Here is a 25,027-nt window from a genome sequence, read left to right on the forward strand (position 1 = left end):
TAACAAACAGGAAGCAGATGGATCTCGCCTCCAGAAAGATAGCCATCATCGGACTTGGCTACGTCGCCCTGCCGCTGGCGGTCGCCTTCGGTGCCACCAGGGATGTCGTCGGCTTCGACATCAACCAATCGAGGGTGGACGCGCTGGAGCGCGGCGAGGACCATACGCTGGAAGCCAGCAGCGATGAGATCAGGGCAGCCAAGGTCATCCAGAACACCCAGAGGGACCTCAACATCGAGCTGATGAACGAGCTGTCGCTCATCTTCGGCAAGCTGGGCATTGACACGTCCGAGGTGCTGGAGGCCGCCGGCACCAAATGGAACTTCCTGCGCTTTACGCCGGGTCTAGTCGGCGGTCACTGCATTGGGGTCGATCCCTACTATCTTACCCACAAGGCTCAGGAACTTGGCTATCATCCGGAGGTGATTCTTGCTGGCCGCCGTATCAATGACGGTATGGGTCGACACGCGGCGGATCAGACGGCCCGCCTGATGATGCGCAAGGGGATACCAGTTGTCGGCAGCCGGATACTGGTGATGGGTGCGGCTTTCAAAGAAAATTGCCCGGACCTGAGAAATTCCAAGGGCGCCGATATCGTCTCCCGGTTGAAGGAGTATAATGCCGGCATCGACATTTGGGATCCTTGGGTCGACGCGCAGGAATGTGCGCGCGCCTTCGGCATAACGAGCATGAAGGATATTCCCGACGAGCCCTATGACGGCGTCATCGTGGCCGTCGGCCACAGGCAGTTCCGCGCGCTGGGCGTCGATGGCCTGCAGGCGCTTTGCAAGACCCCAGGCGTCATCTACGACATCAGGGGTCTGTTCCCCAGACATGTCACGGATGGGCGCTTCTGATGAAGGTTCTGGTCACCGGCGCCGCCGGCTTCATAGGCTATCACGTATCGAAGCGGCTGCTGGAGCGCGGCGATGAGGTTGTCGGCATCGACAATGTCAACAGCTATTACGATCCGCAGATCAAGGAGGCGAGGCTGGGGCTGCTCGATGAAGCGAGCCGCAAGACCAATGCGGGCTATCATTTCATCCGCGGCAATCTCGCCGACAAAAGCGTGGTCGACGATTGCTTTGCCGACCACGCATTCGACCGGGTGATCCATCTCGCCGCCCAGGCCGGGGTTCGCTACAGCTTGGAAAACCCGCATGCCTATGTCGAAAGCAACATCATCGCCTACGCCAACATGCTGGAAGCCTGCCGCTACAGCGCCGTTGCGCACCTGACCTATGCCAGCACCTCGAGCGTCTACGGCGCCAATACCGACATGCCATTTTCCGAGCACCGGCCGGCCGACCATCCGCTGCAGTTCTACGCGGCGACCAAGCGCGCCAACGAACTGATGGCACACAGCTACAGCCATTTGTTCAGGCTGCCGACGACCGGGCTTCGCTTCTTTACCGTGTATGGCCCCTGGGGGCGCCCGGACATGGCGCTGTTCCTGTTCACCAAGAACATCCTTGCCGGCGAGCCGATCAAGCTGTTCAACAACGGCAACCACACGCGCGACTTCACCTATGTCGATGACATCGCCGAAGGCGTCGTGCGGGCCAGCGACAGCCCGGCCACGGCCAACACCGCCTGGGAGTCCAGCCATCCGGATTCGGCCACGAGCAGCGCCCCCTGGCGCATCTTCAACATCGGTAACAACAGCCCCGTGAAGCTGACCGCTTATGTCGAGGCGCTGGAAAACGCGTTGGGCAGGAAAGCCATCGTCGAACTGCTGCCGCTGCAGCCCGGTGACGTGCCCGACACCTTTGCCGACACGTCGGCGCTGGAGCAGGCGGTGGGCTATCGTCCGACGACGACGGTGACCGAGGGCGTCGGGCGATTTGTCGAGTGGTACCTGGCGTATTTTGGACGGGGATAGGCCTGGTCTTGGCGGTTCCCGGCGGATCCGCGCTGCGTTCCATGACCGCGCAACCAGGGGAGAGGGGATCGATACGGCTCGCAAACAGGCAGATTGCAATCCATTGCGGTCCCAGGCGCTGTTGAGCGTTTGCATCCCCACGTTCAATCGGCGGGATCGCGTTGCTGCGCTGGTTCAGGAGCTACTGCGCGCGACGTGCCCAGTGCAAATATGTGTCCATGTCGACGGTTCGACCGACGGGACAAGCGAAGCGCTTGCGGAGATCGCGTCACGCGATGCCAGATTGGTGGTCACAACCGGCCCCAATGGCGGCAGAGGGGTCGCGATGTTTTCGGCAATCGCTTCCGCCACTGGCGATTATTGCATGATTTTCGATGATGACGACGATCTGTTCACCGACCGATTGCCGGAGGTTTGTGAGCGTCTCTCCCGGCAAGGTGCCGATGAGAGGATTGCGGGATTTGTGTTCTCCATGGTTCTCGAGGGACCAGATGCAGCAGCAAAGCGGTTCCCGTCCGAGCGCACAAACCTGATCAGGATGCGAGCCGACGAAGGTGTAGTCGGCGACAGGAAAGAGGTCATCAGAACTGCCTTGTTGAAACAGGTTGCCGTGCCCCCTGCGGGCCGGTTCCGCCGCGTTCCAACATCTCTTCTCTGGTCCAGATTGGCGATCGAACACGATGTCATTTGTGTCAACGTCGATGTCGGGCGAAAGAGGTATTTGGCGGAGGGGATGACGGCAAGAATTCGGCATCTTCAGCGGCAAAATGCGTACCCGCTGTTGTTGCTGAACTTGAATTACATCAGGGCATTCTGGCGTGGACGATATCGCTCGGGCCGGTTCCTGAGCAAGGCGGTCCTTGCCTGCTTGCGCTTTGGTGCGTTGAGTTTTCCCTTCTTGCTCAAGAGGTCACTAGCACGGGTGATCTCATGAAGATAACCAGCCTGTGGAAATTCGTGGAGGCCGTCGTCATACGAATTGTGCCCGGCCTTTTGAACATAGTGACCTTACTATACATCGGAAGCCATCTGGAAACTGCGCAGTATGGGATTTTCAGCTCGACGATTGCGACAGTCTTATTTATCTCGACGCTCGTTTTTGGAACTGCGACCTATTCGATAATGCCGGTTTCCGCAAAAATGCATGCCGCTGCATTGGGTAGAGAGTACGTATCGTCTATTTTGGCTGCGCTGGCCATTGTGGCGTTGTTTGTGATCCTGGCTGGATCGGCTCTGGCATGGTTCGGATTTGGCAACGTCGTCGCCGCAACCATCATCGTTTCGTTCGGCTTGCACACCGCACTTCAAGAGGTCCTGAGGTCGCAGTTGCGGTTGTGGGCGTACGGTTGGTCAGCGATCGGCCAGGCTGTCGCATACCAGGCGGGAGCGGTAGTCCTGCTTGCCGGAGATGCAAAAGTAGGTTCTGCTCTTACGGCCTTTTCGCTCAGCTATTTCGCCGGAGCGCTAATTTCATTTGCCTTGCTGGGACCGATGAATCTGAGGCGGCCGCGCCTTTCCTACCTTGGCGGGTCTCTGGCCACAGGCTGGGCATTTGTGCTGAGCAATCTGGCCGAGAGCGGCGTGTTCGTCGGCATTCGATACATCATCTTGTTGTTTGGCTCTCAGGCTCTTCTCGGCGTCTTCTCGTTCTGTGTCGATCTCTCGCAACGCTCCGTCGGCTTCTTTATGAATGCGGCCAGTTTCGTGTTCGTGCCGCGGGCGTTTCTCAATGCCGCAAATGGAGAGGTCAGGGCGTTTCGGCGCGGATTGTTCGAGGGCGCGACCATTGCGCTGATTTTTGCTGTCGCGTCTGCCGTGGGAATAATCGGCCTGTTTTTTTCCGGCTATGCGTCCGGATGGCTGGGAAGGTCATTCCACCCAGCGGTCTTTGCGATCGTTTCCTGCGCTGTCCTGGTAAACAGGACGAAAAAGGTGGTCATCGATCCGTTTGCGCTCCGCTCGAACAACGCAAGGACGCTGACCTATTCCTACGCGGCAGGAGCATTGGCTTGCTGCTGTTTGGCGGCATTGAGTCTGTGGTGGCGGCTGCCGCTTGGCAGCGAAATGGCATTCCTGTCCGGCTATGCCATAGCCGCGGCTTGTTCGTTTTTCTCGTTAAGGGGTGTGATTGCGGACAATGGGCCTGATGCAACGCAGCGAACCCTTTTTTATGGCCGGTCGGATGCCGGAAATGAATGAGAAGAAGGCATTCTATGACGAGAAGAACGTCCGGATCGTCCATGTCGGCACGATAGCCGACGACGACTATTGGGATTCCCACTGGGCCGAAGGGACTGTTTCGAGGCCGGATCGCTTTGTCGTCGAAACGACCAAACGATATCTGTCAGGATCGGCCAAGGTTCTGGACGCCGGATGTGGCCTGGCCAACACGGTCTACGGCCTGCATCAGGCGGGCTTTTCCGCATATGGTATCGACTTTGCGAGAAAGACCGTGGGGATGGTGAATCGCGCCGCGCCGCATTTACAAGTGACGGTTGGGGACGTTCGGGCAACAGGTTTCGCGGACGAATTCTTCGATGGAGTGTGGTCTCTCGGCGTGATCGAGCACTTCTTCGACGGGTACCGCGAGATCGTACTGGAGATGCGCCGCATCATCCGGCCGGGAGGAATTGCCTTCGTGACGGTGCCGAGCATTTCTCCTCTCAGGAGATTGAAGGCCAGCATAGGTCTCTACCCCAGTTTTTCAGGTGAGCGGGCCGGATTTTACCAGTTCATCCTGGAGCCATCCTCGATTGTTTCCGGGTTCGAGCAGCACGGCTTCAAGCTTCTGGACACACGACCAAGGGGTGGCTTCAAGGGGTTGAAGGACGAGACGTTTTTCAAAAAGCCGATGCAGGCTTGGTACGACAGCAGGAACAGCATCCTGAGAGGTTTGCGGGCTGCTGCCGATCGGTTGCTCGGCCCGTTTTCGCATCATACGCGGCTCTATGTGTTCCACAGGATATAGCGCGGATGTCTGCTCCGAGTGGACACAGTTCGGCGAACGAAATTGATGGTGAGGCAGTGTCGATGTTGCGAAAGTTTATTCGCGCGAACGTAGCCGTTTCCGAGTTCCTGGACAGCGTTCTACCCTTGCGCCTTCGTATCGACGGCAACCGAACGTTTGCGACGGAGATAGGACCTGCCTGGCTTGCCTCCGATGCGCTGGTTTATGACCTCGGCGGGGGTGCAAGGCCGTTCGTCGGCCTATCCGAGAAGCGGCGCCTGAGGCTTTTTGTCATTGGGGTCGATCTGGACGCACAGGAATTGTCGAAAGCGCCGCGCGGAATATACGACGAGGAGATTGAAGCGGACCTTACCTCGTTTGAGGGGAGGGGTGATGGCGACGTCGTGATTTGTCAGGCGACGCTCGAACACGTCCGCGACAGTGAGGGTGCCTTGCGTGGCATTGCCAGTTGCGCGAAGCCGGGAGGCGTGGTCGCCATTTTCTCGCCCTCGCGCAACGCTGTTTTCGCAAGGTTAAATCGGGTCCTGCCAGAGGGCATGAAGCGACAGTTGCTTTTTGCGATCTTTCCCGAAAAGGGCAAGGGTCATGACGGGTTTCCGGCTTTTTACGACAAGTGCCTGCCCAGTGAGGTCGAAACAATCGCAAAACGGAACGGCCTGGAGCTCATCGAGCGTCGTCTGTTCTGGAAGAGCTCCTATTTCTATTTTTTCGTGCCGGCCTTTCTCGCCTGGCGCATCTGGTTAGGCGTTTCGGCGCTGTTTCTCGGCAAGGATGCTGCCGAAACCTACGCCTATGTCTTTCGGCGAAAACAGTGAATCCCTGCAGCTCATGAAAAGGAAGCTCGCGCTGGTCGCCATTCCGCTCGACATCAGAGGTGGAGCTGAAACCATCCTGAAACTGGTTGCGCAGGCACTTGCGCGCCGTCCCGACTGGGACGTCGAAATCGGCTTTCTGGGTAGCCAGGCGGCGGGGGATGCCGTTGGGCCACTCCAGGATGAAATTCGGCGCAGTTACGGCTTCGGCGGCGGCAAAGCGATGAGCGAGCTTTTGCTTGCCCCGCGGCTGATCCGGCATCGGTACGATTTGGTATTCTCAAGCCACACGCGGGTGAATTCGTTCCTGGCCGCCGCCCGAAGTATCGGGGTTCTTCGAAGCCGCAGGCTGGTCGCTCGCGAATCCACGGTACTTCTGGATCGCTTCAATGGCCCTCGCGCACTGACCTACAGGGCGCTCTACGCTGCCTATGGCAGCCAGGACATGGTTGTCGCGCAAACGAGCTACATGAATGAACGCCTGCGTGACGTGTTGCCTCGGCGAGCAATCGATAAACTGTGTACGTTGCCCAATCCGGTTGACGAAGATCTCATCGTCAAAATGTCCACCGAAATGTTGGCGGAGGACGACGCGAAGATGATTTCCCGTCGTCCGCAGATAGTCTGGTGCGGCCGGCTGATCGAAGTAAAGCGGCCAACGATCGCGATTGACGTGCTCGCCGAGGTCAGGCGAAGAACCGGCGAAGACTATGAGCTTAGCATGGTGGGGGCCGGACCCATGGAAGCGGAGCTAAGGGCCTACGCCGGCAGGTTCGATCTGGCCTCTCGAGTAAATCTGCTCGGCCAGAGAGATAATCCATTTCCGCTGTTTCGTGCATCGCGCGCCGGCCTGCTCACGTCGGCGATCGAAGGATTTCCAAACGTCCTTCTGGAAATGATGGCTTGCCGGATTCCCGGCATCGTCACCACGCCCTGTGCGGGAGATCTGGACATGCTGTCCGGCCTGGAGATTTCAGCCGGATTTGGCGCGTTGGAAATCGCGGACGCACTGTTGAAGGTCATTCACGCCGGCGATCGGTCGGCCTTGTATGGAGAGACCCTGTCGGAAAGGTCGCCTGGGCGATTTGCGGACGTGCTGTTAGGAGCGCCTTCGCCATGCCCGGGCGGGAGCCAATGATGCCGGCTGCTCGCAGCAAGATAATTGTCTCGACAAACACGTCCTGGAACGTCGTCAATTTCCGCAAGGGGCTGATCGAGGCATTGCAGAGCCATGGCTATGACGTTGTCATCGTGGCGCCGAGAGACGAATACACTTCGCTGATATCGGCCATGGGCTGCCGCTATGTCGAACTCGAAATGGACAATTCCGGCATGTCGCCTTTGCGGGACATGGCACTTCTGTGGCGCTTCTGGCGTCTCTTGCGGCATGAGAGGCCGTTGGCGTTTGTCGGGTTTACGATCAAGCCCAACGTGTTCGGCTCCATCGCCGCCAATCTGAACGGCGTTCCGGTCATAAATAACATTTCCGGACTGGGGACAGCATTCGTCCGCGGTGGGCTCCTGCTCAGAATTGCCAAGGCCTTGTATCGGGTGGCGCTGGCCCGTTCCAAAATGGTTTTCTTTCAGAATGACGATGACAGGACGCTGTTCGTCATTGGGAATTTGGTTCGCAAGGAGCAGACCGGGCTTTTGCCTGGCTCCGGCATCGACCTCGTGCGTTTTACTCCGTCGTCCGAAGCGCGCACCAACCCTGGAGCGATTGTGTTTCTTCTGGTGGCCCGGCTTCTCTGGGACAAGGGTGTCGGCGAGTTTATCGAGGCGGCCCGTCTGGTTCGCCAGAAGATGCCCGGTGTGCGTTTCCAACTGCTCGGCTTTCTCGATGTCGAGAACCGGACCGCCGTCAGTCGGCAGCATGTCGAGCAATGGGTCGGTGAGGGATTGATCGAATATCTCGGCACCACCGATGATGTGCGGCCTTTCCTGCGTGCCGCCGATTGTGTCGTCTTGCCTTCCTACAGGGAGGGAACGCCGCGTTCGCTGCTCGAGGCGGCCGCGATGGGCAAGCCGCTGATCACCACCGACGTGCCCGGGTGCAGGGAGGTGGTGGACCACGCCATCAACGGCTTCCTGTGCAAGGCGAGGGACACTGATGATCTGGCAAGCAAGATGATCGAGTTTGCAATGATGGATGATGCCTCCAGGAGCCGGATGGGAGTGGAGGGCAGAAACAAGGTCGAGCGGCAATTTTCGGAAACTATCGTCATCGCGAAGTATATGCAGCAGATAGAAAAGCTGGATGGCCTCGCGGCGAAAGAATGAAAGGGCTTGACGGCCAAGGGGGAAGACCTGGCTGCCATATTTACGCAGGGCCGAATTCTCTGCGGCGAGTCGATTCAAGCCGGTCCAATGTGCAAGTCTTGCTGAACCGCCACGGACTGGATGCTCTTGCGGCGAAGTGAATGGATCTGCCCTGGCCCCGGCCAACGAGTTTCCTGCATTAGGGTATTTGTGGTCTTCTGCTGGGTAACGTCGGTTTCTGAGATTTTTGGTCGAAACTGTTCATTCGATATGGCTAAAGTACTGTGCTATGACAGTTACGAATCGGCCTAAATTGCCGCCAACGCGAAATGTGTTGGAATTGTGATCGAAAAACTGCTACGTGCTGATCTGCTATCTTTGAATTGGTGCGTCGAAGGTGATGCAGAGGGGATCAAAGACAGATGAATCTGTGAGCAAAACGGCGCCTGCCGTATTTGTTGCGTCGATCGAGTTCGGCGGCTGCAGCCTGAATGTGCCGGCCAATTCGAGTCTCGATATTTTCCGCCTCGACGACAACATTTGCCTCAAGCTTGTTGGTTCCGAACAGACGGCCGCAATTCAGCCGTCCGGTGGCGGCGGTGGGGGTTGACCTACTGGAAGCGATTTTGCCTGCGCGCTTCTGACAGTTCGCGGCGACGCAGTACGACGTCAGCGGCGTCAGCCTCTGACGGAGATTGACGGGGGAGCCGGTGTGATTCATTCCAAGAGGGTGAGTTGCAGGTTTGGGTGGGGTAGAAATGGGGATTCGTCGTAGGTTCGGGGCTGTTTTCGTTTTTGTTGTATTCGCCGCAGAGGGCATTCTGTTTGCAACGCCCGATGCTTTCGCTCAGGAGACCTGTTCCTGTCTTGCGACCGTGCCGGCGTCCGCCGGTGCGGTAGGTCGCCTTACGCAGGTCCATGGTAACGTTCAAATGTCCCAGGCCGGCGGCTATGCTGGCGTGGGTCCCGAAGCACCAGTGTATTCGGGCGCGCGCATCATGACCGGGGCAGAGGCGTCCGCTTTGCTTGCGGTGGGTGCCAACTGCGCATTCGATATTCCTGGCAACACCACGATCAAGGTCGATCCTGTCGAAGGTGGCATGTGCGTTTCGCTCGATACGCCAGTTGCGACGGTTGTGCCTGCCAGCTCGAAGCCTGTCATGCTGCCAGCTCTCTTGGGCGCCGCCGCGGTTGGTGGCGCCGCCGCTCTTATTACCGGGCTGCAGGACGACGATGACGCTGTCAGCCGATAGCCGAGGTCCGACACCCGCTGTTTTGCGTAATTTTGTCGAATGCGTCATTCGCCGTCATGCGGGTAGCGCATTTGTGTTTTGTCGAGGCGACGCTTCTGGCGGTCAACCGTCCGGACGCGATATTGCAGGATCGGGCGCTCGTGCCCATTGGAAAGCGGAATGCGAAAAGGTCGGGTGCCAGCAGCGTAGGCCGTTTCGGCGGATTTGGCCGGCTGTTCAAGAGCGGGACCCACTGATCGGCATCTTCGATTTTGCAAGGCGTAATGCAGGCACCGTGACAGCGCTGCTCGCATCGCTGGCGATATCTGCTTGCACCAGCACCCCGTCGACATCGACGTCGTCCACAAATCCTGTCAGCGCCCTTCAGCCGGCGGCGTCCTCCAGGGCTCTTTCAGGCGGCGGCACACTGCAGGTGGTGAAGGACCTGCCGCCGCCGCAGAATACGCAGAATGGCCGCGAGCAACCCCTCTCTGCCAATGATGTGCTGGAGGTTAGCGTGTTCCAGGTCGACAATTTGAACAGGACTGTTCAGGTCGACGCAGGCGGGCAGATTTCGCTTCCGCTAATCGGAACGATGACTGCGGCCGGCAGGACCGTGCGTCAACTCGAGAAGGAAATCGAGACTGGCTACGGTGAAAAATACCTGCAAGCGCCTGACGTGACGATTTTCGTCAAGGAATCGATTGGCCGGCGCATCACGGTCGATGGCGAAGTCAACAAGGCCGGTATCTATCCTGTGTCCAGCGGTGCTTCTTTGCTGGACGCGATCGCCCTTGCCGGAGGCTTCAATCCGGTCGGTGATGCCGGCAAGGTCTTCGTCTATCGGAATATCGGCCAAAACAAGCTCGTGGCAAACTACAATGTCGAGGAAATCCGGGCCGGCAAAAATCGCAACCCACGCATTTATGGCGGCGATGTGATCGTCGTGTTTGCTTCCAAGTCGAAAATCGCGATGAACAATTTGAAGGATGCCCTGGGTCTCGCGTCCAGCGCGGCCCGCATTGCGGTCATTCCTTAGGACAGGGCACGACGAACAACCCCAGGGTCACCTCGCACATGCTCGATCGTAACAGGCAGTCCCAACTTGCCGGATCCCGACAGGCCCTGTCCGCGGATCTCCCCTATGACGTGCCGCAAAACGACGGTCCTTATGATCGTGACCATGCCGGTCGGGACGATGGGTTCAACCCGCTCAAACTGTTGTTCTACATTGTCCAGTATCGTTGGTTGATCGTCATGATGGTCGCTGCCGGACTTGTCGCCGGCGTCATCGTGACAATGATGCAGACACCAAAATATCAGGCAACGACGCAGCTCGAAGTGCTGGTCCCCTCGGCGAAGGTCTTTCAGGACATCGAAGTTGTTTCCGAAAACAGCGACGTCAGGGCCTTCCTGACCGCCCGTGAAAAGCTGAAGAGCCGCGCGCTGGCTCAGCGCGTGGCCTTCCAGCTAGGGCTTGGCGAAAAGCCGGACTTCCTGTTTCCGACGCCGAGCTTTTCGCTGAGCAACATTGTCTACCGGGCGTTCGGACTTTCGAAGTCGCCTTCCATCGAGGAGAAAACGCCCGAGGAGCGCGAGGCAATTGCCATCAAGCGAATCCTGGACGACCTGACGGTCAATCTGGTCACCAATACAAGCCTGCTGTCGATCACCTTTGTCGATCAGAAGCCGAAATATGCAAGCGACGTAGCCAATCAGGTCGCACAGAGTTTTATCGATCAGCGACTGGACCAGACCAGCGAGACCTCTGATCTGGCAAGGCAATTCATCCAGGAACAGGTTCTGCAGGTGAAGCAAAAGCTGCAAAAATCCGAGGAGGAATTGGTCACCTACGCAAAAGACGCCGGCATCACGGTCACTGGCGACGACAAATCGCTGATCGACTCTAACATCGAAGCCCTGAACACCGCGCAAGCCATGGCGATCCAGGAGCGCCTGGATGCGGGGCGGGTCGTGAGTCAGATAGAAAAGGGGCGCGGATCAAGCCTCGGCCCGGTTCTGGAAAGCGAAGGTCTGCAGAAGCTCAGCGAAAAGCTGGCGGATCTGTCCAGCCAGTATCAGCAGAAACTGGGCATCCTGAAGCCTGGTTATCCGGAAATGCAGCAATTGCAATCGCAGATCAAGGAACTGCAGCGGCTCTATGACAATGGCGTTCTTGCGATAACGGATTCGTTGCGACTGAAATACCAGGAAGCGCAAGGCAAGGAGGCCGACCTAAAATCCAAACTCGCGGAAATGGAGAGACAGCAGGCCGTCTTCAACGACAAAAATATCAAATACACGATCCTGAAGCGTGAGGTCGATTCCAATCGGTCGCAGTACGACAGCCTTATCACCAAGCTGAATGAAGTTGGGGTTAGCTCGGAACTCAAGACGCAAAGCGCCGCGATCGTCGACTTCGCTTCGCTGCCCGTAGCCCCCTATTCTCCACGCCTGAGCATCAATCTTGCAATCGCGCTGGCGCTTTTCATGGCTTTGACTGCATCGATCATCTACATCATCGAGCTCTTGAACAACACCTTCACCAATCCGGAGCAGGTCGAGAAAGAGCTGGGACTGGCGATGCTCGGCATCCTGCCGCTTGTCGACGACCGCGAACTCATAGCCAGCATCGCCGATCAAAAATCCGGGCTCTCAGAGGCCTATCGTTCGTTGCGAACATCGCTGCAGTTCTCCGGTGCGGAGGGTGCGCCGCGATCGCTGCTGGTGACCAGTTCGGAACCTTCGGAAGGCAAGTCGACCACCTCGTTCAAGCTCGGCCAGGATTTCGCGGCGCTCGGCGCAAGGGTTCTGCTGGTCGATGGCGATCTTCGCAAACCGAACCTGCATCGGCTGTTCGGTCTCGACAACGCGATCGGGTTGAGCAACCTTCTGACGAATACCGTTCGCAAGGATGATCTGGCGGGCATTTTCAGGACGACGAAATACCCTAACGTGACTGTACTGACGTCCGGGACCATTCCGCCGAACCCGGCCGACCTGCTCTCTTCGCAGAAGATGGCGCTGATCTTGACCAATCTCGGCAAACGCTTCGATCTGGTCATCATCGATGCTCCACCGGTCGTCGGCCTTTCCGACGGCCCAATCCTCAGCCGGCTGGCGGAGGGCACGTTGATGGTCGTTTCCACCAACCAGGTGACGCGCAAATCAGCCAAGACGGCGCTCAGGCGTCTGCGGGCGGCCGGTGCGAATGTGATCGGAGGGGCGATGTCGAAGTTTGCAGTGAACAAGTTCGACTACAACTATGCCTACAAATATATGAACTACCAGTACTACGACTACGGCGCGAGCACCCCGAAAATCGAAGGCAAAGTCGATGATGGAGCAGGCCAGCCCGCTCACGCGAAATCTCCTGCGGTCAGGCGTTTGGTTCGTCGCCTCCGTTCTAGTGTTGGCCGCTTCGTCGATCGGGCTAAGTCGGCTCCTTGAGGCCGGACCGCCAGCTGTCTCGCTTGCGATCGATCCGCTGAACATAAACGCGTTGATAGGTGACATCACAGGTGACCTGAACGAAACAGGCATTGGTCCTGATCTGGACGTTTTGGCTGCCGAGGCGAGGGGTGCGCTTCGCTTCAATGTCGCGGATGCCCGGCTCTACAGCCTATTAGGCGAGATCAAGTACCGGCAAGGCGAGAAGGACGAAGCCTTTGAATTCTTCGACCAGGCTCGAAAACTGTCCAAGACGGAAATCCATGCACTTCAGAGATCGATCGACCGTTCGATCGAGGTAGGTGATCTGTCACGCGCGGTCGCTGAGATCGACACATTGCTACGTCGGTGGCCGGACCGCTTTCCAATCATCGCGGCGGGCATGCCGGCGATTCTTTCAAATCCGGACGGATACCGGGCTGTCCTGGCAGCCATAAAGATAAAGGCTCCGTGGAGGTCCAATCTTTTTTCTGCCCTTGGTCAGGATCCGCGAGGCCTGCGCGCGGCGAGTCAACTGTTGCTCGACCTCACCGGATCGAGTTCACCACCGACTACGAAGGAACTGTCTGCGGTGATCAACGGCTACATCAGGCAAAAGGACTATGAGCCAGCCTATCGGCTGTTCCTTTTCAGCCTGTCCGATCAGGAGCGGACGCTGGGTGGCTATATTTTCAACGGCGGCTTTGAACCCGTCCGCAGCGGCAAGCCCTTCGATTGGCAGGTTCACGATCGCTCCGGTCTGGAAATTACCTTTGCCGGGTCGCGTGATGTCGGCGAAAGCGACAGCGGAGCGATCGTTCGATTTTTGAACACGCCGGTGAAGAACGCGGGGCTCCAGCAATATGTCGAATTGCCTCCCGGCTCCTACAGGATTTCCCTGACTGCCTCCGGGAGAAACCTGAAGTTGCCAAAGGGGCTGTTCTGGTCCATCCGCTGCGCAGATCCGGCAAGCGAAATAGCCCGGTTCAACATTCCGGCAGGCACATTCAACTGGCAGCATCTGAGCCTTGATTTTGCGATCGGAACGAGCGCGTGTCCGATGCAATTGTTGCGGCTGGAAACAGCAGCCATCGCCGAGAGCTGGCGATTTCGATACGTCGGCACGTTGGTCATGCACAAGCTGAGCATCGAAAGAGTTTCATTGTGAGAGCGCGCCCAAGCCGGTCCACGGAATGGGAAAAGTATCTGCTTGGGTCGGTTCTTTTCCTGTCGATGCTGATTGGCGGCGGCACGGCGAGTGGCCTCTACACCGAAACGCTGATCGAAATTGCAGCGATCGTCTCGGCCGCGGCCGTCTTTTCAAGGCCATCGGGGCAGCGCATCCCTCGTCCGGTCTTGTGGCTGCTTGCCCTGACCCTTGTCGTGTTCTGCTTTCAGATCGTGCCGCTGCCTGCGGCCCTGTTGAGCGGATTGCGGCCGGAGCTGCTGCTCGCCACTCCGTGGCTCGCCGGCGAAACCCGGCTGCGCTTCGTCAGTGTTGGCGTCGGGCGCACGATCGAGTGCTTTCTGTATTTTTCGGCGGGGGCAGCATTCTTTCTGAGCGTTATCCGCTTGCGTACGGATCAGGTCTACGGCCTTCTGCCGTTCTTTTTCATGGGTGTCATCTGTAACGGATTGGCTGCCGCGATCCAGTATTCACTCTCCGATACGGTTGCCATAGAAGGGTTGTTGCCGTTCACGATCAATGCGGGACTGTTTGCCAACCAGAATCATTTTTCGGCGTTGCTGTTCGTTTCCATCCCTTTCGTTGTCTACCACGGCCTGTTCCGCGGGCACCTTCTGTCTGGATCGCTCGGATTGATAGTGCTGTTGCTGCTGCTTCTGGCCGCCGGTTCGCGCGCCGGGATCCTGATAGGGCTGGCGATCACCATAATATCGGTTGTCTTTCTGTCCGCTCGCTCCAGGGTAGGTGGGTATGGCGTCCTTGCGATCTTCATCGGCCTTTCGCTCTACACGATAGGCGCGTGGACGAAGATCGATGCGGAGGTGGTTGATCCGGAATTTGGACGAGCCGAATTCGCCCGCACCACGATTGCGGGAATTGAAGAGAATTGGGCGACAGGTGTGGGTTTCGGCAGCTTTCAGAAGGTGTACCAGATTTACGAAAAGGGCGAGATGATCTTCAAGCCCTACGTCAATCACGCTCATAACGACTATCTGGAGCTGGCACTCGAGGGTGGCGCGCCCGTCGTTCTTCTGATCGCGGTTTACCTGATATTGCTTTTCGCGTCGTCTGTTGGGGTTCGGCGGGAGCCGCTGCAGAAAGCCGCGTTCCTCTCGGTGTCGTTTCTTCTCGTTCATTCGCTGGTTGATTATCCCTTGCGCACAGCGGCGCTTGCGATGATTTTTGCCTACATGAATGGCATCATCTTTCACAAAGGCTTTCCTGTGCGGTTGAGCCAAAGGGGCGGGTCGACCGAGACCCATGATGACGATTTGCGTGTTCCCGCCAGGCCGTTGACGCCTGCGAGATGAGAGTAGGTGGACTTGCCGGGAGCGGCGCCGGACGCGGTCCGGTCGTTTGTCGATTGCCGAGATTGACAAGCCATTGCGTGGAACCTAAGCACAAGCAGCAAGGCCAGGGGGCTTTGGCATGTCAAGGAGAGCTTCTTGAAAGGAATTATCCTTGCCGGGGGCAGTGGAACGCGCCTTTATCCGCTAACATTAGCAATCTCTAAGCAGATTCTGCCGATATACGACAAGCCGATGATCTATTATCCGCTGAGCGTTTTGATGCTCGCGGGTATCCGAGAGATTCTGGTCATTTCAACACCGCGTGACCTGCCGGTCTTTCGCGATCTGCTTGGCGATGGATCGGAGTTCGGGCTCGATCTGTCCTATGCCGAGCAACCGCAACCCAACGGTCTGGCGGAAGCCTTCATCATCGGCCGGGATTTCATCGGCAAGGACAGCGTGTCGATGATCCTCGGCGACAACATCTATTTCGGCGATGGGCTGTCGCAGCTTTGTCGCGCCGCGGCCTCGCGCGAAAAGGGTGCTTCGGTGTTCGCCTATCATGTCGAGGATCCCCAGCGTTATGGTGTCGTATCCTTCGACAAGGCCACCGGGACGGCGCTGACGATCGAAGAAAAGCCGCAGAATCCGAAATCCAACTGGGCCGTCACCGGTCTCTATTTCTACGACAATGACGTCGTCGACATCGCCCCCTCCATCCGGCCCTCGGCGCGTGGCGAGCTCGAGATCACGGCGGTCAACAACGTCTATCTCGAGCGTGGCCAGTTGCATGTGCACCGGCTGGGGCGCGGCTACGCCTGGCTCGACACCGGTACGCAAGACAGCCTGCACGAAGCGTCTTCCTTCGTGCGCACCATCGAGCATCGCCAGGGCATCAAGGTCGCCTGTCCGGAAGAGATTGCCCTTGAACAGGATTGGCTGACCGCGGACCAGGTTCTGCGTCGCGCCGACCGCCTGGGCAAGAACGAATATGCCGCCTATCTGCGCCGGCGTGTCGTCGAGCTCTCGGAGGGTTAGATGCTGGAAGTCAGGTCCCTCGGCATCGATGGCGTGCTGGAAATCGTGCCGAAGCGGCACGGCGACGCGCGCGGGTTCTTCGTCGAAACCTACAATGCCGAACGCTTTGCGCAGGCTGGGATAGATCTGCTTTTCGTGCAGGACAATCATTCCTATTCGGCAGCCGCAGGTGTCCTGCGCGGGCTTCACTACCAACTCGCGCCGCGGGCGCAGGACAAGCTGCTGCGCGTCATCCGCGGCAGTATTCTCGACGTTGCGGTGGACATTCGCCGCGGCTCGAAAACCTTTGGAAAATGGGTCGCGCTCGAAGTGTCGGCCGAAAAGGGTAACCAGATTCTGGTGCCGAAAGGCTTTGCGCACGGCTTCGTGACGCTCGTGCCCGACACCGAGGTCCTGTATAAGGTTACCGACACCTATTCGCAGGCGCACGACCGGTCGATTCGTTTCGACGATCCCGCCATCGGCATCGAATGGCCGTCATTGTCCGGCGGGTTCCAGCTTTCGGACAAGGACCTGAAGGCGCCGTTATTGGCCGCCGCCGAGGTGTTTGCCTGATGATTGCCAAAGGATGAGGACAGTGGCATGAATTTTCTGGTGACAGGCGGTGCTGGCTTCATAGGCTCGGCAGTATGCCGGCATCTGTGCGCCAACCCGGCCTACCGCGTGACCAATCTCGACAAGCTCACCTATGCGGGCAATTTGGCCTCGCTGCGGCCGATCGAGAACGCGCACAATTACCGCTTCGCGCAGGCCGATATCTGTGACGAGAAAGCGGTGCTCGACATCCTCCGCCGGGACGATATCGACATCGTCATGAACCTCGCCGCCGAGAGCCATGTCGACCGCTCGATCGACGGGCCGGGCACGTTCATCGAAACCAACATCGTCGGCACCTACAAGATCCTCAATTCCGCGCTGGAATACTGGCGCGGCCTGCCTGAGGACAGAAAGAGCCGCTTCCGTTTCCATCATGTCTCGACCGACGAGGTGTTCGGCGATCTGCCTTTCGATGGCGGCATGTTCGTCGAGGAAACGCCCTATGCGCCGTCCTCGCCCTATTCCGCCTCCAAGGCGGCGTCGGACCATCTGGTGCGCGCCTGGCACGAAACCTATGGATTGCCGGTCGTGCTTTCCAACTGCTCGAATAATTATGGACCCTACCACTTTCCCGAAAAGCTGATTCCGCTGGTCATTCTCAATGCGCTCGACGAAAAGCCGCTGCCGGTCTATGGCGCCGGCGCCAATGTGCGCGACTGGCTGTTCGTCGAGGATCACGCGCGCGCGCTGGAACTCGTCGCCACGAAAGGGCAGCCGGGCGAAAGCTACAATGTCGGCGGCAATTCCGAGCGGACGAACCTGGGCGTCGTCGAGACGATCTGCGATCTGCTCGACATCAGGCGTCCGCGGGCCGGTGGCAAGAGCTATCGCGACCTGATCTCCTTCGTCACCGACCGTCCCGGCCATGATCGCCGCTACGCCATCGACGCATCGAAGATCGGCCGTGATCTCGGCTGGGCGCCCAACGAGAACTTCGACAGCGGGTTGGCCAGAACCGTGGACTGGTTCCTCGACAACAAATGGTGGTGGGGGCCGATCCGCGAAAAGCACTATGCCGGTGAAAGACTGGGCGAAGCGCGCAAGGGGGCCGCGTGAGGCTCGTTGTTACAGGACGCGAGGGCCAGGTCGCGGCAAGCCTCCTGGAGGCCGGCCAGCGACGCGCCGGCGTGGAGGTCGTTGCCATTGGCCGCCCGGAACTCGATTTGGCGAGACCCGACATGGTGAGCGAAGCCATTGCGGCCGCAAAGCCCGACATCGTCGTGTCGGCCGCCGCCTACACGGCGGTGGATCAGGCCGAGGATGAGCCCGACCTGGCATTCGCGGTGAACGCCGTCGGCGCCGGCAAGGTGGCGGAAGCCGCAAGGCGGCTGGGCGTTCCCGTCGTCCATCTTTCGACCGACTATGTCTTCGACGGTTCGAAGGACAGCGCGTACGTCGAGACCGACGCAACCGCACCGGCCAGCGTCTACGGCGCCTCCAAGCTAGCCGGCGAGCAGGCGGTGGCGGCAGCCAATCCGCATCATCTGATCCTGCGCACGGCATGGGTCTACAGCCCGTTCGGCAAGAATTTCGTCAAGACCATGCTGCGGCTTGCCGCCGATCGCGACGAGATCGCCGTGGTCGCCGATCAGTGGGGAAATCCCACCTCCGCACTTGATATCGCCGACGCAATCCTGCATGCGGCAGCACAGCTGCATGACGACAAGAGCTTCGGTGCGTCCGGCATTTATCACTTGGCCGGAACCGGCGAGACCAACTGGAGCGGCTTTGCCCGTCATATCCTGGACACAAGCCGCGTGTCTGGTGGTCCTTGGGCGCGGGTACGGGACATTGCAACGATGGACTACCCGACCAAGGCGCGCCGCCCCGCCAGTTCCTGGCTATCGAGCGCAAAATTCGCCTCCGCGTTCGGGTGGGATGCGCCGGACTGGCGGCAATCGACGGAAGCGGTGGTGCGGCGGCTTGTCATCGATGGGACGAAATAGGACGGAATGAATAAAGACCCTTCACCGGAAAACACGCGCGATGCGACGCCTGTTGATGAGCCGAAAGCACGCAAGGCAAAGCCGGCCAGACGCACCTGCATCATGGTGCTCGGCATGCATCGCTCGGGCACCAGCGCACTGACGAGGGTTCTCAACCTTTTGGGGGCAGCGCTCCCAAAGAATTTGATAGGCGCTGGTCTCGGAAACGAAGGGGGGCATTGGGAGCCGACATGGATCGTAGACCTCAACGAGCGGCTTTTGGCAGAAGCTGGTGGAACTTGGAACAAGGTTATCTCATCGGGGCTCGATGTTATCCCGACATCGGTTAGACAATTCTATGTAGAGGAGATTCGCAGGATTGTGGCCGCTGAGTTCGGCGATCACACAACTATTGCTATCAAGGATCCACGTATTTCTCGCCTATTGCCAATCTACAGCGAAGCGCTAGAGGGCATAGGCTTTCAACTGAAAATAGTGATTCTCGTCCGTGATCCAGATGAGGTTGCCGCTTCTCTTTTTCGTCGCGACGCAATGTCACCAGATCTAGCCTTCGAGACCTGGCTCGATCATATGCTCACAGCAGCTCATCAATCGCGTGCGTTTGTTGCGTCTGTTTTGTCATATCAAGCGCTTCTTGATGATTGGAGACAGGCAGTGGAAGCGATTGACGTCATATTGGGGACTAGCTTTATGGCGAATGCCGCATCGGCGGGAGAAGCAGTCGACAACTGGCTTCGGCGCGAGCCTGTACGACAGATGCCGCCCTATGCCGAGTCGCCGATGCGATCCTGTGCTCAACAGACTTATCGCCTCCTAGAGTCGAACAAATCAATCGATTTGGCTGATATAGATGCCGCAGGACTGGCGGCGGCAAACGCAGACTGGTTGCGGTTTTCTAGCAGGGATCCTCCAAGCACCAAAACAGAGATTGGCAAAGTTAGCGCGAGCCAAATAGCCTATTGTCAACAGACTAAATCGAGGGGACTGGACCAAATGAAGACAAAAAGCTTGGACGACATTGGCCGTTCCCGCGGCACCGACAAGGCATCAAATATCCACGATTACTTGTCCTTCTACGCCGAGAAATTTGAACCTATCCGTCACGAATCATTCGTGATGTTTGAACTTGGCGTATTCCGAGGCGCATCTGTGCGCATGTGGGCTGACTATTTTCCCAACGCCAAGATCGTCGGAGTCGACTATGATCCTGAGGCTCGGCGATATGAAGGTGAGCGTATTTCCATTCTGATCGGAAACGCAGCAGAAGAAGGGTTCCTCCGTTCCATAGTAGAGCGCCACGGACCACCGCGCATTGTCATCGATGATGCGTCGCACCGCTGGGACCACCAGATTCTTGGCCTTCAGACATTGTTTCCTTTGCTTGTTCCCGGCGGCCAATATGTCATCGAAGACATAGATACCAGCTTCGAGCAGCATCTGAAGAATGCACCTTTTCAGGGCGAATCGAACATTAGTGCCATTGACTACGTCTATAAGCTAGCGCGTTGCGTCGTCGGTGATGCTGCGCTCGGCTCTGAGCAACCCTATGATACGTTCATTGGCAATTACTATAAGAGCGTAAATTCGATTGAATTATATCGGCGCCTCGCGCTTATTAACAAGCGAGCAAATCCTCGACCATGAGTGAAATTGTTTCCCTCGGAAGCTTTGATGCTGTTGCGACTGACCCGCATAGCTATCGTCGTTATGCACCCAATCTTTTCAATTATCGCAGTGCGCACGATGATCTTCGAACATTCATTTTGAGAGTGCTTTGTGAGGACTCTGTTGACTGCCCCGAGGAAGGTGTTTGGTTGATTAGGAATTGCTTGATCGTAGACGGCAAGCATGTGCTGCTCGAATCGGGGAAGTTCGTAGAGACCAGCATAGTCGACCGCCCGTTGGAGGACATAAAACTTCTGCTCCGGCAATCCACCTCTTCAACCCGCGCTGTCAATTTGCGGGACCAAGCGCAAAATGACGATCCTATTGTCGTCTTTATGAAATCAGGCGCGGCAAACTATGGCCACGTTTTGATTGAGATGCTCCCTCGTTTGCTCAACGCTAAGAGGATAGGGCTATCTCGGTTTAATATTATTCTCCCGCAAGAGGCATTGTGGGCCAAATCACTCATTGATTTTGCTTGCAGCGCGTTGGACATCCAACTCAAGTACATCGAAGTTGATACTTCGTCAGCACATGCTGATGAAGTGGTGTTGCTGTCGCCGGTTTCGAAACACAATCGACGGAAATCGCAGACAGTCGTCGATATGACCGCGTTGCTGCTTGAGGGTGTTGATGCTCCGAAAAAGGCACGGAAACTAGCAGTTTGGCGCAAGCCAGATGAGAAACGCTCTATTGTTGGTGACGCCTATCTGCTTTCAGCCCTTCGGGATGCCTCCTACGACGTGGTCTATCCGGGTGAGATGTCATTCGTCGAACAGATGCAGGCATTTAGAGAGGCCACGCACATCGTCGCCCCGTTGGGAGCAGGTCTGACCAATCTCGTTTTCGCTGGCCCGCATTGCGACGTGTTCATGATAGATCCTGGCACTTATGACTTTTTCTTCTGGGATCTATCCTGCCTCAGAGAGCAGCATTTTAGCTGGTACTTTAATAAGGAAATTGATTTCTTCAAGGTCGATAGCCTCACACGCCAGGTTGACTTAGATGCAAATGCGGTTATCTCCGCGTTAAAGCTTTCACATTTCATCTAGGTTTCAAATGAACTCTCGTCTGGAATACAATATTGATGCGCTCGAATTCAGCAATGGTCGCTGGCGGCTTTGGGGTTGGGTGTTTGCCCCAGACGCGGAAATCAGGAACATTGAACTGAGGGTCATGTTTGGCTCCGTTCTTTTCGTGCGTCCATTGACCGTTGGCGGTCATCGCCCTGATGTTGCTGGGTCTTTCGCCGAAAGTCGAAACGCGATGTATTCTGGTTTCTTTGGATTCGGCACTGCGCCGGCGGGTGGGCAAGCACCCTCAACCGTGGAACTCGCAATAAACTTCAAGAATGCCTTAGAGATTGTCATCGACGTCTCGCGTTTTGCAAAATTGAATCAGTCGTCAATGTCCCGCCTGCTTGAGAAGGCTAAAGTCGCAGGGCGGCTGGCTCGCTCAGGTCAGTATCATACGCTGGTTCACAAACTCACCGCTGCATGGAACGATCATAGGCGGCGGATACCGCCGGCTTCGCGAGATGATGCATTGCACGTTGCAATGGCTGAGCCTGGCCTTGTGCTACTATTCGATCACTCGATGGGCGGTGGCGCTAATGCGTTTTCATCTGGTCTTGAGCGCGGCTTGCTGGAGGCGGGAAAGACGGTCGCGCGGGTGCGCTACTCAATCAACGATCTGATGTTTCATTTGGAAGTATTTCGTAACAAAGGCCTAGTCGCCGCTCGTTCATTACGCTCGACTGATGATCTCGCGGCGCTACTTCAAATCGCCCAGTTAGAGGAAGTCCATGTCAATAGCACGGTATCGTTCCCATCCAACGCCGATGTTGTATCGATGCTGCTTTCTGCCTTGCAGCTAAGTAAACAGTCAATTTTCTATTTCCATGATTTCTACAGCGTATGTCCATCATTTAATTTGCTAGATCAAGACAGGAAGTTCTGTGGAGTACCTGGTCCATCACATTGTAATGCGGTGTGTATACCTAACAATCGTGACCCATTCATGCTCTCACAGGCGCCGCAGAAAATTGAAGAATGGCGGAGCCAATGGAAGCCGCTGTTCGAGAGCGTCGGGAGTATCCGATTTTTTTCGCAATCTTCACTACAGCTGTTTCGGAAGGCGTTTCCGGATATTGCGAATGACAAATGCTATGTCGAACCCCACGCTGCGCCTGACTCGCGTTTGTTTGACAAGTCCTCGTTTGCTCCGTCGCCAAGTCTCGGTATCGCGGTAGTCGGGACGATCAACTATGCTAAGGGCGCTGATGTGGTGGCGGAACTATGCCGGTACATTGCTCGTGAGCGGCTCGATATGTCGCTGGTCATCATCGGTACGATCGATCGGGAACTCGATTATCCGTTCGTCACTATCACTGGCCCATACGTTCCCAGCGCGCTGCCACGATTGATGCAACGACATGGCGTCGCCGTTGCATTGTTCGCATCAGTCTGGCCTGAAACATATTCTTTCGTTGTCGCCGAACTCCAGGCAATGGGCGTGCCTATTGTCGCCTTCGATCTCGGCGCTCCTGCTGAGCGTCTGCAGGGCGAGGCCAGCGCCAAGCTGCTGCCATTGGGGGCCGGTCCAGCAGACCTTGTCGCCGCGCTGCAAGCCGCCGCGGTGGTAGAGCGGCCACAGACGATCCCCGCTGCCGTCAAACAGCGAAACCGTGTCTGCGCTTTCACTTCGGCGGCAACCAATTATCTGCCGAAGGCGATGCTGCTTGGTCAATCGCTCAAAACGCACCACCCTGAAATCGATGTCTATTACGGGCTGAGCGACCGACGCAGTCCGGATGTCGACTACCGGCGAGGGGTATTCGATGACGTAATCTCCGCCGAGGATCTAAATATCCAGGCATTTTCGAGCTGGAGTTTTCGCCATACGCTCGTGGAGTTAAGTACCGCAATAAAGCCATTTGTTGCTGCTGAGTTATTCCGACGAGGGTACGAAGAAGTTTACTATTTCGATCCGGATATTGTGCTGTTCAGTCGATTGGACGACCTAATGGCGCACACTGCGGCGCACTCGGTGACGCTAACACCGCACCAGACCGCTCCGGATTCCGATTTTCAAGCGATAATCGATAATGAGATTGCTAGCCTTAAGCACGGAGTTTACAACCTCGGATATGTTGGCATCCGCAACACAGATGCGGGGAGGCGGTTCACCGATTGGTGGGCAAAGCGCGTCTATCGCTGGTGCCGAGATGACATTCCCAACGGCCTTTTCACCGACCAGCGCTGGATCGATCTCGCTCCAGCTCTCTTTCCAGACGTTTTCGTTATGAGAGAGTCACGATTCAACGTCTCGACTTGGAATTTGACGCAACGGCACTTCGCCGGTTCGATTTCGGACGGGTATATAGTCGACGGGCAGCCTCTAGGATTCTACCATTTCACTGGGTTCGACAAGGGTGCTCATCGGGTAATGGCAGAGAAGAACAGTCGGGCGAATCCGGCGGTAATGGGGTTGGTCGATTGGTATCAGGAGAAAATCAAGTTTGCGCCGGACGACCCGGCGTCGGGCATCGGTTGGGCCTATGGACGCTATGCAAACACCGCACCTATCCCTTTGTCGCATCGGATCATTTATCGCGACCGCGAAGATCTACAGTTGGCTTTTCCGGATCCGTTTGAAACGCCCGATGAGGGAGGCTTTTTGCGTTGGGTGCGCTCGCAGGGTCGTATCGAGTATCCTGATCTTGATCTTTGACACTGGGGCCAAACCATAATGCTGCCTTCTCTGACCTTAGCCCTTGCACGTCGCGAAGTCGCCGGGCGTTACCGCGGTTCCACGCTCGGAGTTCTTTGGTCGCTTTTGACACCGCTATTCATGCTGGCGATTTACACCTTTGTTTTTGGCGTGGTGATGAAATCGCGATGGACCTTGCCGAGTGGTCAAGCTGGCGAACATTCAACTGGCGAGTTTGCGATTATCCTCTATTCTGGATTGATCCCGTTTCAGCTTTTCTCAGAGGTGGTTTCGATGTCGCCTGGAGTTATATTGGCGAATGTCAACTATGTTAAAAAAATTGTTTTCCCGATTCAGATACTCCCGGCCGTTTCTGTTGGTTCTGCATTGTTTCACGCCGGAGTCAGTTTATTAGTGCTTTTTGTTTTTTCTTTATTCGCCTTTGGCGGAATCCCAGTTTCTGCGTTGTGGGCTCCCATAGTGTTTGCCCCTCTTGTCGTCATGGTTCTCGGCATAGCGTGGTTTCTTGCTGCTGCTGGGGTTTATTTTCGTGACATAAGCCAGTTTGTCTCCCCTCTCATAACCGCCACAATGTTTTTTTCGCCGATCTTTTTTCAGCGCACGTCAATGCCCGAGTGGCTTCAGCCATGGCTAGCCCTCAATCCGCTGACCGTTCCGGTCGAGAATTTCCGAAATGTCGTCGTTTTCGGCGTGCAACCGGGCTGGATGGTACTCGGCTTCTATTCGCTGGTCGCGCTGGTTGTTGCCTTCCTCGGCTATCAATTCTTCCAGAAGACCCGCAAGGGATTTGCTGATGTTCTCTGAAAAGTGTGGTGACCGTGGTCGCAGGTCGCGATTCGCGTGCGCGTCGCCTCCAAGCATCATATCTATGTCCAATTGGCCCGGAAGCTGCTCCGAGCAGATAGTGGTGCCGCGACCGACTGATCGGCCCTACGCCAAGCCATTATTTTCGCGTCCTATGGGAAAGCATTTCTCGTATTGGATGGATCATC

The 25,027-nt window shown here is 57.0% G+C and carries 22 protein-coding genes; all 22 read left to right on the forward strand.

What is annotated here, in order from left to right:
• Positions 1-17: 17 nt before the first annotated feature.
• The 22 genes from NKJ89_RS30605 to NKJ89_RS30710 all read left to right on the forward strand — a co-directional run bounded on the left by NKJ89_RS30605 (position 18) and on the right by NKJ89_RS30710 (position 24,839).
• Positions 18-857 carry a nucleotide sugar dehydrogenase gene (locus NKJ89_RS30605; protein WP_352608075.1) on the forward strand — a complete coding sequence of 280 codons (840 nt, stop codon included), beginning with the start codon at positions 18-20 and terminating at the stop codon, positions 855-857.
• Positions 857-1,882, forward strand: coding sequence for an NAD-dependent epimerase (locus tag NKJ89_RS30610; RefSeq protein ID WP_352608077.1), 1,026 nt, complete (start codon positions 857-859; stop codon positions 1,880-1,882). The genes NKJ89_RS30605 and NKJ89_RS30610 overlap by 1 nt, the downstream gene beginning before the upstream one ends.
• Positions 1,883-2,003: 121 nt before the next feature.
• A complete protein-coding gene (locus tag NKJ89_RS30615) occupies positions 2,004-2,816 on the forward strand; it encodes a glycosyltransferase family 2 protein (RefSeq protein ID WP_352608079.1) in 813 nt (270 codons plus the stop codon).
• Positions 2,813-4,081, forward strand: a complete 1,269-nt coding sequence (locus NKJ89_RS30620) for an MATE family efflux transporter (RefSeq protein ID WP_352608081.1) — start codon at positions 2,813-2,815, stop codon at positions 4,079-4,081. The genes NKJ89_RS30615 and NKJ89_RS30620 overlap by 4 nt, the downstream gene beginning before the upstream one ends.
• Positions 4,020-4,850 carry a class I SAM-dependent methyltransferase gene (locus NKJ89_RS30625; protein WP_352608083.1) on the forward strand — a complete coding sequence of 277 codons (831 nt, stop codon included), beginning with the start codon at positions 4,020-4,022 and terminating at the stop codon, positions 4,848-4,850. The genes NKJ89_RS30620 and NKJ89_RS30625 overlap by 62 nt, the downstream gene beginning before the upstream one ends.
• On the forward strand, positions 4,742-5,665 hold the full coding sequence (locus NKJ89_RS30630) for a class I SAM-dependent methyltransferase (protein WP_352608085.1): 924 nt from the start codon (positions 4,742-4,744) through the stop codon (positions 5,663-5,665). The genes NKJ89_RS30625 and NKJ89_RS30630 overlap by 109 nt, the downstream gene beginning before the upstream one ends.
• Positions 5,643-6,800: a glycosyltransferase gene (locus NKJ89_RS30635; RefSeq protein WP_352608087.1), complete on the forward strand. Its 1,158-nt coding sequence runs from the start codon at positions 5,643-5,645 to the stop codon at positions 6,798-6,800. The genes NKJ89_RS30630 and NKJ89_RS30635 overlap by 23 nt, the downstream gene beginning before the upstream one ends.
• Entirely contained in the window at positions 6,800-7,942 is a 1,143-nt protein-coding gene (locus NKJ89_RS30640) for a glycosyltransferase family 4 protein (RefSeq protein WP_352608089.1), read from the forward strand. The genes NKJ89_RS30635 and NKJ89_RS30640 overlap by 1 nt, the downstream gene beginning before the upstream one ends.
• A 409-nt stretch (positions 7,943-8,351) precedes the next feature.
• Entirely contained in the window at positions 8,352-8,531 is a 180-nt protein-coding gene (locus NKJ89_RS30645; protein ID WP_352608091.1) for a hypothetical protein, read from the forward strand.
• A 148-nt stretch (positions 8,532-8,679) separates the two neighbouring features.
• Positions 8,680-9,174 (forward strand): hypothetical protein, encoded by a 495-nt coding sequence (locus NKJ89_RS30650; protein ID WP_352608093.1) that lies wholly within the window; start codon positions 8,680-8,682, stop codon positions 9,172-9,174.
• Positions 9,155-10,192, forward strand: coding sequence for a polysaccharide biosynthesis/export family protein (locus NKJ89_RS30655; protein WP_352608095.1), 1,038 nt, complete (start codon positions 9,155-9,157; stop codon positions 10,190-10,192). Before NKJ89_RS30650 ends, NKJ89_RS30655 begins: the two co-directional genes overlap by 20 nt.
• A 38-nt stretch (positions 10,193-10,230) precedes the next feature.
• Positions 10,231-12,603 (forward strand): GumC family protein, encoded by a 2,373-nt coding sequence (locus NKJ89_RS30660; protein ID WP_352608097.1) that lies wholly within the window; start codon positions 10,231-10,233, stop codon positions 12,601-12,603.
• Positions 12,491-13,750, forward strand: a complete 1,260-nt coding sequence (locus tag NKJ89_RS30665; protein ID WP_352608099.1) for a tetratricopeptide repeat protein — start codon at positions 12,491-12,493, stop codon at positions 13,748-13,750. Before NKJ89_RS30660 ends, NKJ89_RS30665 begins: the two co-directional genes overlap by 113 nt.
• Positions 13,636-15,078, forward strand: coding sequence for an O-antigen ligase family protein (locus NKJ89_RS30670; RefSeq protein WP_352608101.1), 1,443 nt, complete (start codon positions 13,636-13,638; stop codon positions 15,076-15,078). The genes NKJ89_RS30665 and NKJ89_RS30670 overlap by 115 nt, the downstream gene beginning before the upstream one ends.
• A 135-nt stretch (positions 15,079-15,213) precedes the next feature.
• On the forward strand, positions 15,214-16,095 hold the full coding sequence (gene rfbA / locus NKJ89_RS30675) for a glucose-1-phosphate thymidylyltransferase RfbA (protein ID WP_352608103.1): 882 nt from the start codon (positions 15,214-15,216) through the stop codon (positions 16,093-16,095).
• Positions 16,096-16,650: a dTDP-4-dehydrorhamnose 3,5-epimerase gene (rfbC, locus tag NKJ89_RS30680; protein ID WP_352608105.1), complete on the forward strand. Its 555-nt coding sequence runs from the start codon at positions 16,096-16,098 to the stop codon at positions 16,648-16,650.
• A gap of 27 nt (positions 16,651-16,677) precedes the next feature.
• Entirely contained in the window at positions 16,678-17,748 is a 1,071-nt protein-coding gene (rfbB, locus tag NKJ89_RS30685) for a dTDP-glucose 4,6-dehydratase (RefSeq protein ID WP_352608107.1), read from the forward strand.
• Positions 17,745-18,638, forward strand: a complete 894-nt coding sequence (gene rfbD / locus NKJ89_RS30690; protein ID WP_352608109.1) for a dTDP-4-dehydrorhamnose reductase — start codon at positions 17,745-17,747, stop codon at positions 18,636-18,638. The genes rfbB and rfbD overlap by 4 nt, the downstream gene beginning before the upstream one ends.
• Before the next feature lie 6 nt (positions 18,639-18,644).
• On the forward strand, positions 18,645-20,282 hold the full coding sequence (locus NKJ89_RS30695; RefSeq protein ID WP_352608110.1) for a class I SAM-dependent methyltransferase: 1,638 nt from the start codon (positions 18,645-18,647) through the stop codon (positions 20,280-20,282).
• Positions 20,279-21,355, forward strand: coding sequence for a glycosyltransferase family 61 protein (locus tag NKJ89_RS30700; RefSeq protein ID WP_352608112.1), 1,077 nt, complete (start codon positions 20,279-20,281; stop codon positions 21,353-21,355). Before NKJ89_RS30695 ends, NKJ89_RS30700 begins: the two co-directional genes overlap by 4 nt.
• Before the next feature lie 7 nt (positions 21,356-21,362).
• Positions 21,363-24,035: a glycosyltransferase gene (locus NKJ89_RS30705; RefSeq protein WP_352608114.1), complete on the forward strand. Its 2,673-nt coding sequence runs from the start codon at positions 21,363-21,365 to the stop codon at positions 24,033-24,035.
• 18 nt (positions 24,036-24,053) lie between these two features.
• Complete coding sequence (locus tag NKJ89_RS30710) at positions 24,054-24,839, forward strand: ABC transporter permease (protein WP_352608116.1); 786 nt, start codon at positions 24,054-24,056, stop codon at positions 24,837-24,839.
• Positions 24,840-25,027: the final 188 nt, after the last annotated feature.

This window comes from Mesorhizobium sp. M0047, from assembly GCF_040323315.1.
Classification (GTDB): domain Bacteria; phylum Pseudomonadota; class Alphaproteobacteria; order Rhizobiales; family Rhizobiaceae; genus Mesorhizobium.